This window comes from Adlercreutzia sp. CNCM I-6216, from assembly GCF_977113345.1.
Window position 1 is genome coordinate 63336 of sequence record NZ_CDSBIE010000010.1, and the last position, 6648, is coordinate 69983.

A 6648-nucleotide genomic window follows, 5' to 3' on the forward strand; every position below is an offset into this window, starting at 1 on the left:
TCGGTGCCTAGTCGCGGGTTAGTTTGCGGTGGAGGCGGTGGGGCTTGGCGGCTTCCTTGCCGAGGCGTGCCTCGCGGTCGGCCTGGTAGGCCTCGAAGTTGCCCTCGAAGAAGTGCCAGCGGCCCGGATTCTCGTCGTCGCCTTCCCAAGCCAGAATATGGGTGGCGATGCGGTCGAGGAACATGCGGTCGTGGCTGACCACGACCGAGCAGCCGGGGAAGTCGAGCAGCGCCGCCTCCAAGCTGGAGAGGGTCTCCACGTCCAGGTCGTTGGTGGGCTCGTCCAGAAGGAGCAGGTTGCCGCCCTCCTTCAGGGTGAGCGCCAGGTTCAGCCGGTTGCGCTCGCCGCCGGAGAGCACGCCTGCGGGCTTCTGCTGGTCGGCTCCCTTGAAACCGAAGGCGGCCACGTAGGCGCGGGAGGGCACTTCCGTCTCGCCGACCATCATGTAGTCGGTGCCACCGGACACCACTTCCCACAGCTTCTTGTCCGGATCGATCCCGGCGCGGTTCTGGTCGACGTAGGCGATCTTCACCGTCTCGCCGACTTCCAGCTCGCCGCCGTCGAGCGGCTCTAGGCCCACGATGGTCTTGAAGAGGGTGGTCTTGCCGACGCCGTTGGGGCCGATCACGCCCACGATGCCATTGCGGGGCAGCTCGAAGGACAAGTCGTCGATGAGCACGCGGCCGTCGAACTCCTTGTGCAGGTTCTTCGCAACGAGCACCTTCGAGCCCAAACGAGGGCCGGCGGGAATCTGGATCTCCGCGAAGTCGAGCTTCTTCGCCTTGCCGGCCTCGGCCACCATGGCGTCGTAGTTGGCCAGACGCGCCTTCGACTTCGCCTGACGGGCCTTCGGCGAGCTGCGCACCCATTCAAGCTCGCGCTCCATGCGGCGGGCGAGCTTGGCCTGGGCCTGTCCCTGGGCGGCCATGCGGGCGGCCTTGGTCTCCAAGTAGGTGGAGTAGTTGCCCTTGTAGGGGAAGAGCTGCCCGCGGTCCACCTCGCAGATCCACTCGGCGGCGTGGTCGAGGAAGTAGCGGTCGTGGGTGACGGCGAGCACGGCGCCCGGGTAGGTCTTCAGGTGTTGCTCGAGCCAGAGCACCGATTCGGCATCCAGGTGGTTGGTGGGCTCGTCGAGCAGCAGCAGGTCGGGCTGTTCCAGAAGCAAACGGCACAGCGCCACGCGACGGCGCTCGCCGCCGGAAAGGATGCTCACGGGCGCGTCCGGGTCGGGGCACTGCAGCGCGTCCATGGCCTGGGAGAGCTGGGAGTCGAGGTCCCACCCGTTGGCGGCGTCGATCTCGTCCTGCAGTTTGCCCATCTCGTCCATGAGCGCGTCGAAGTCGGCGTCGGGCGCGGCCATCTCCTCGCCGATCTGGTTGAAGCGCTCCACTTTGGCCAGCACATCGGCGAAGGCCATCTGAATGTTCTCGAGGACGGTCTTGTCCTCTTCAAGCGGCGGCTCTTGCAGAAGAATGCCCACGGTGTAGCCGGGCGTCAGGCGCGCCTCGCCGTTGGAAACCTCCTCGAGGCCGGCCATGACCTTCAGCAGGGTGGACTTGCCCATGCCGTTGGGCCCCACGACGCCGATCTTCGCGCCGGGGTAGAACGACAGCGTGACGTCGTCGAGAATAACCTTGTCGCCCACTGCCTTGCGAGCCTTGTACATTTGGTAGATGAACTCTGCCATGATGCTCCTGTTCCCTCTGCTCGGTCCCTCGGCCCGCAGCGCGAGGCGCATGCGAGAAGGCCGTCTCGCCGAGCGAGCCGTCCAATGCTTGGGCGGTATTTTCCCAGAAGTAACCGACGGGTGCTATGGCGCCTTCGCGATACTGGAAGAAAACCGCGACTTGTGGCTTAGGGCGATGGGGGTTGCTGTGAGATAATATGCGCCGTATCTTTTAAACAATCGGTCTCCTTGCAAAGGATTTCCCCATGCCCCAGTCTCCCATTCGCGTCCTTTTCGTCTGCCACGGCAACATCTGCCGATCGACTATGGCCGAGTTCGTGCTGAAGGACATGGTGGCGCGGCGGGGGCTTGCCGAGCAGTTCCGCATTGAGTCGGCGGCGACGAGCACCGAGGAGATTGGCAACCCGGTGCATCCGGGCACGGCGGCGGTGCTGCGCGAGCATGGTATCGGCGGCTTCGAAGGCAAGCGCGCCCGCCAGCTGCGCCGCGCCGATTACGACGCCTTCGACTTCATCATTGGCATGGACACGGCCAATATTCGCAACATGAACTGGATCCTCGGCGGCGACCCGGACGGCAAGGTGCTCAAACTCTTGGAATTCGCCGGCACCAACCGCAGCGTCGACGACCCCTGGTACACGGGTGATTTCGAAACCACCTATGCCGACGTGTGCGATGGCTGCGAGGGGCTGCTGGCGTATTTGGGCGTTTGAGGCTGGACTCTGATGTGGGGCACTGTGGTGGTTCTCTGCCAAAGCGCGTTATCGTGTGCTCGCTGGCCATGGTGCTCATGGCTGCGGGGGAGTTGACGGGGGCGGTCATCTGGGTGTCGAGTACTGGTTTGGAGATGATGAACGATCAGCTTGCCCTGACCTATGCCCCGCTCACCATCTTCATGGGGCTGGCGGGCTACGGGCTTGTGATGACGCCGGCCATGATCGGCATGGGGAAGGTCGTGCACCGCTTCTTTCCCGACGCGAAAAAGGGCCGACGCGGCCGACGTGCATCAGGGGCTGCCTCTCCGGTGTGGATACGGCGATTGGCGCTGTTTCCCCTGATGCAGGTGCCGCTCATCTTCATTGTGCTGGGCATTTGCTTCAGCGTCACGCGGGGAGAGACTGCGTTCGTTGTCGCTTCCACGGCAATTTTGCTGCTGTGCGCGGCTATTGATGCGCTGCTGTTTCTGCAGATGCGCCGTTCTGCCGAGAGGCAGCGGGCTGAGATTAAGGCGGCGTTTCTGGAGGAGCGATTGGCGGGATATCTGCGCGAGCTGACCGCCGTGCAGGAGCTCCTTGGCGACACCGCGCGCCTGCGCCACGATCTGCGCAACCACCAGGCCGTGGTGGCGACGCTGTGCGAGCGCGGAGACCGTGCCGCTGCTTTGGACTACCTTGAGGATGTTGCGAACTCCCTTTGACGTTCCGGGCTCTCTTTAAAGAAAGGCATCTCATGAGCCACTCGATTCTCCATCGCGTCTCGTTTCTGCTGTATCCCGCAAGCCAGCTCGTCATGGTAGCGGTGTCGGCCGTCTGGATCGTGCGTCTTCAGCTGCCCGAGGTGTATCTCTGGGTTGTGGGGCTTCTCGCGCTGGCTTGCATTCCCGTCGATTTCCAGCTGTTCCGCGAGGTGCGCAAGACGCAAGAGGCCGACATTCTGCGCGAGCGGGTGCGCATGCTGGAGGAGCAAGAGCGAGTGCAAGTGGTCTATCGCGAGCGCATTGCGGCCGACATGGAGGACATCATGAAGCTGCGCCGCGAGGTGGCGGAGGAGATGGATGAGGCGGTGCGACGCCTGCGCGAGCAAGAGGAGGGGAGCGCCCAGGAGCGGCTCTCGCGTGCTGTCGATATCATGGGCTCGACGGCCTTTCGCCTGTGCGAGCATCGTTCGGCAGATGCGGTGGCAACGATGAAACTGAAGGCGTGCGAGGAGGCGGCCGTGCGCCCTCAGTTCTCCCTTGAGATACCCTACGACGTGGGGGTGCCGGCGGTGGAGCTGTGCGCCGTGATTGCGAATCTCGCGGACAATGGTCTGGCGGCTGCTTTGCGGGCGCGGGATGCGGGCGGCCCGGGCGCGTCGGGTGCGTCGAGCGCGTCGAGCGAGCCGGGTGCGTCGGGCGAGCCGTTCCTGTCGCTGCGCTCCTCGGTGCGGCAGGGCCATTTGGTGATTGAGGCCAAAAACAGCATCTCCGAAGCCGATCGCGTTGCCTGGGAGGAGTCCGCGAAGCGGTCGCGCAAGCGGCAGCGCACCTGGGATGAGGCTCATGGCTGGGGGCTTTCCATTATCTCCGGCATCGCGCAACGACACGGGGGATCTTTGGAATGCGCCATCGAGGACGGCGTGTTCCGCGCTACCGTGATCATGCGGTTGGGCAGCGCTTCCGACACCGCAGCGAGGGGCGAGGCTGAGCGCACTTTGCCCGATCGCGCAGCTTGCGCGGATGATTTGGAGCTGGCCGGAGGCGTGCTGTGATGCCGGCGCTCGAGGCGCTGCTGGCTCCGGAGAACCTCCTTGTCAACGTCGTGTGCGGCTTGCCGGTGCAGTTCGTTTATCTGGGGCTGCTGACGTGGGTGCTGCCTCCGCGGTCGGCCCGGACATTCTGGACGGTGGAGATCCTGTATCAGGGGGTAGCGATGTTCCTCAAGGCTCTCTACCCTGCGCCGCTTCGCATTGCTGTTGGCGTCTTCGGCTCCTTCGTTATTCCGCTGTTTCTGCTGCGGGGGAGTTTGCTGCGTCGGCTGGTGGTGTGCTCGCTGTGTATCCCCTTCCGAAAAAGCCGAAGACAAAAAAGCACATTTTCCAGATTTCTGAGTCCATTAAAGCACATATTCCAGATTAAGAAGCGGCAGCTTAGTGGTGTTTTAAAGTATGCAGCGCGTTGATCAGGCATTTTGTCGTGGACTCGTCAGTCGCCCTTTCGAATCCTCATGATTCAGCTTGGAAAATGTGCTTTTTGTCTTCGGATAGACAGTGCGTGAGGAACGATGGGGATGGAGGGAAGTGGGCGGTAGAGCGCGAAGAGAAAGGGGACATACGGAAAAGTAGGGAGAAGGGTCGGTGCTTTGCGTAAAGGAAAAAGTGCTGTGCGTTGGCTGTCCATGACAATATTTCCACCAAAAGTTACAAGCCTATTGAGGGGACCAAGCTGGAGCGGTAGCGTTTTCTGTCTCGCGCAATGCGCTGGGCATGTTGCTCAACGAAGATGTCTTGCGGTGCAAATTTGATTGACGAAAGGACAATCATGGGCCTGATGGATAATGTTTCATCTGCAGTTAATCGAGGAACCGCTGCTGCTGGTCGCTCGGCGGAAAAGCTGAGACTGCGGAGCCGCCTCAGCGAAATAGCGAACTTACGGCAAAATCTTGAAGCGCAGCTGGGCGCAAGTCTCTATGAGGTCACACGCGCTAACGACGAACTGCGTCGCGGCCGCGAGAATCTCTACGATGGCATTGCGGCCTATGAAGCCGAGTGTGTTCAGATTAACCAACTTATAGCCGCGCTTGATGCTCAGACTGCGCTTGAAACAGCAGAGGACGAGATGATCGCCTGCGCGGTTTGTGGTGCCAGGATTCGAGAAACCGATCGCTTTTGTAGCGGGTGTGGCACGCCTGCCGAAAAAGCTCGCGCTTCGCAGGCCGTCGATATGCCGACTGACGCATTGCTGGAGTGCGCAGCGTGTGGAGCTCGTCTCAAGTCTGACTATGCATTCTGCATGGAGTGCGGTGCACCCGTACGAAAGTCATCGGGAGAAAATGAAGGAATGTCGGCGACGTGTTCTGAGGAAGTCTCCTTAGAGCCCCGATGCCCTGCCTGTGGTGTGGAGGTTGCGGATAGTCAAGCCTTCTGCATGGAGTGTGGTGCGCCTCTGCTTGGGGCGGAACGATAAAACGAATAGCTCGAGATAGCAACAATAAGGAGGCTCCATGTCTTATTGCCGACAATGCGGAAAAGAGCTAGAAGCCAGCGCCCGTTTCTGTCCCGCGTGCGGAACCTCGGTGGAAGCCATTTCCGCGCCAACTACGCTTGAGTCGTCGCAGTCTATACCGATACTTGCATCAGCTTCTGCGGCTGAAAAGGCGAAGAGCGCCAAGATCATTGCCGGCGTATTGAATGCGGCGCTCGTCGTGCTTGCATTTATGCCCTGGGTCAATGTGAACCTCTACATTTGGGGCGACTCGTACTCTATTCCCGCTTTGCTCGATATGGCTAACACTGTTCGCGAGTGGGGATCACCGTTTGGGAGCGTCTCGGGCGATATCGATGGAGCCGTCGCGGGTCTGTCGGCTGTCATTTTGGTGGTTCTTGCAGCATGGCTTGCGGTAGTTGTCTTGCTAGCGCGCGATGCCTATCGCTATTTTACGAATAAGTCTGGATTTGGCAGCGCAGGTTCTACGGCCATGTGCGTCCTCTCGGCATTGTTTTTGCTGGTCGTTTTCTCGTTCGATCAATTAAACAACTCATCCTCGGGCGTTCCCAGCGGAATGATTTCGGCGACGTTGTGGGTATGGTGCGCGGTGGCCCTGTCGATTACTGCCTTCATCTATTCAGAAGTGAAGGAAAAAGAGATTGATTGGAATGCTCTCGTCGATCCTTCTTAGGCGCTGAGATGAAAAGGGCAGCAAACTGTCCGGCAGATGCTTATACGAAAGAAAAAATGAATTCCTCTCTGGCTCAAAAGACAATGCGAAATATGACATCGAAATGACCAAAAGTGTCATAGCCGTTGTGTCCCTCTCTGGTCAAACGGTAACGTTTATGCGATTGGTCCCTGAATCGAACGAATCGCCATCATGCTTTGTCGAGAGAGGATTTGGCTATGTACTGCACCCGTTGTGGCGCTCTGCTTGAAGAGGATGCCTTCTTTTGGTAACGTACAATCTCTTGCGCACTTTCACAGCAGCATAGCCTAGATACCAAAAGACACGGCTCCGGCCTTCGGTATGATTCGAGTTGTCTAGATTCGA

The 6648-nt window shown here is 60.2% G+C and carries 7 protein-coding genes; 6 read left to right on the forward strand and 1 reads right to left on the reverse strand.

Features of this window, described 5'->3' with window-relative positions; genetic code table 11:
• Positions 1-7 precede the first annotated feature (7 nt).
• Complete coding sequence (gene ettA, locus ACYVRU_RS09580; protein ID WP_417179113.1) at positions 8-1687, reverse strand: energy-dependent translational throttle protein EttA; 1680 nt, start codon at positions 1685-1687, stop codon at positions 8-10.
• Between the two features lie 245 nt (positions 1688-1932).
• On the opposite strand from ettA, the gene ACYVRU_RS09585 reads away from it, so the two are divergent.
• From ACYVRU_RS09585 to ACYVRU_RS09610, 6 genes are all read left to right on the forward strand, one after another.
• Complete coding sequence (locus ACYVRU_RS09585) at positions 1933-2400, forward strand: low molecular weight protein-tyrosine-phosphatase (RefSeq protein WP_302683147.1); 468 nt, start codon at positions 1933-1935, stop codon at positions 2398-2400.
• Between the two features lie 53 nt (positions 2401-2453).
• Entirely contained in the window at positions 2454-3104 is a 651-nt protein-coding gene (locus ACYVRU_RS09590; protein WP_461186062.1) for a hypothetical protein, read from the forward strand.
• Positions 3105-3136: 32 nt separating this feature from the next.
• The gene (locus ACYVRU_RS09595; protein ID WP_452039546.1) at positions 3137-4156 is read left to right on the forward strand and encodes a GHKL domain-containing protein; all 1020 of its coding nucleotides are present in this window, start codon (positions 3137-3139) and stop codon (positions 4154-4156) included.
• Positions 4156-4566: a hypothetical protein gene (locus ACYVRU_RS09600; protein WP_452039547.1), complete on the forward strand. Its 411-nt coding sequence runs from the start codon at positions 4156-4158 to the stop codon at positions 4564-4566. Before ACYVRU_RS09595 ends, ACYVRU_RS09600 begins: the two co-directional genes overlap by 1 nt.
• Before the next feature lie 359 nt (positions 4567-4925).
• Positions 4926-5570, forward strand: a complete 645-nt coding sequence (locus ACYVRU_RS09605; protein ID WP_452039548.1) for a zinc-ribbon domain-containing protein — start codon at positions 4926-4928, stop codon at positions 5568-5570.
• 37 nt (positions 5571-5607) lie between these two features.
• Positions 5608-6282, forward strand: a complete 675-nt coding sequence (locus tag ACYVRU_RS09610) for a zinc-ribbon domain-containing protein (RefSeq protein WP_452039549.1) — start codon at positions 5608-5610, stop codon at positions 6280-6282.
• Positions 6283-6648: the final 366 nt, after the last annotated feature.

Bases quoted from the DNA above. Each gene is read 5' to 3' on its own strand.
- ettA (WP_417179113.1), bottom strand. From the start codon at position 1,687: ATGGCAGAGTTCATCTACCAAATGTACAAGGCTCGCAAGGCAGTGGGC.
- ACYVRU_RS09585 (WP_302683147.1), top strand. From the start codon at position 1,933: ATGCCCCAGTCTCCCATTCGCGTCCTTTTCGTCTGCCACGGCAACATC.
- ACYVRU_RS09595 (WP_452039546.1), top strand. From the start codon at position 3,137: ATGAGCCACTCGATTCTCCATCGCGTCTCGTTTCTGCTGTATCCCGCA.
- ACYVRU_RS09600 (WP_452039547.1), top strand. From the start codon at position 4,156: ATGCCGGCGCTCGAGGCGCTGCTGGCTCCGGAGAACCTCCTTGTCAAC.
- ACYVRU_RS09605 (WP_452039548.1), top strand. From the start codon at position 4,926: ATGGGCCTGATGGATAATGTTTCATCTGCAGTTAATCGAGGAACCGCT.
- ACYVRU_RS09610 (WP_452039549.1), top strand. From the start codon at position 5,608: ATGTCTTATTGCCGACAATGCGGAAAAGAGCTAGAAGCCAGCGCCCGT.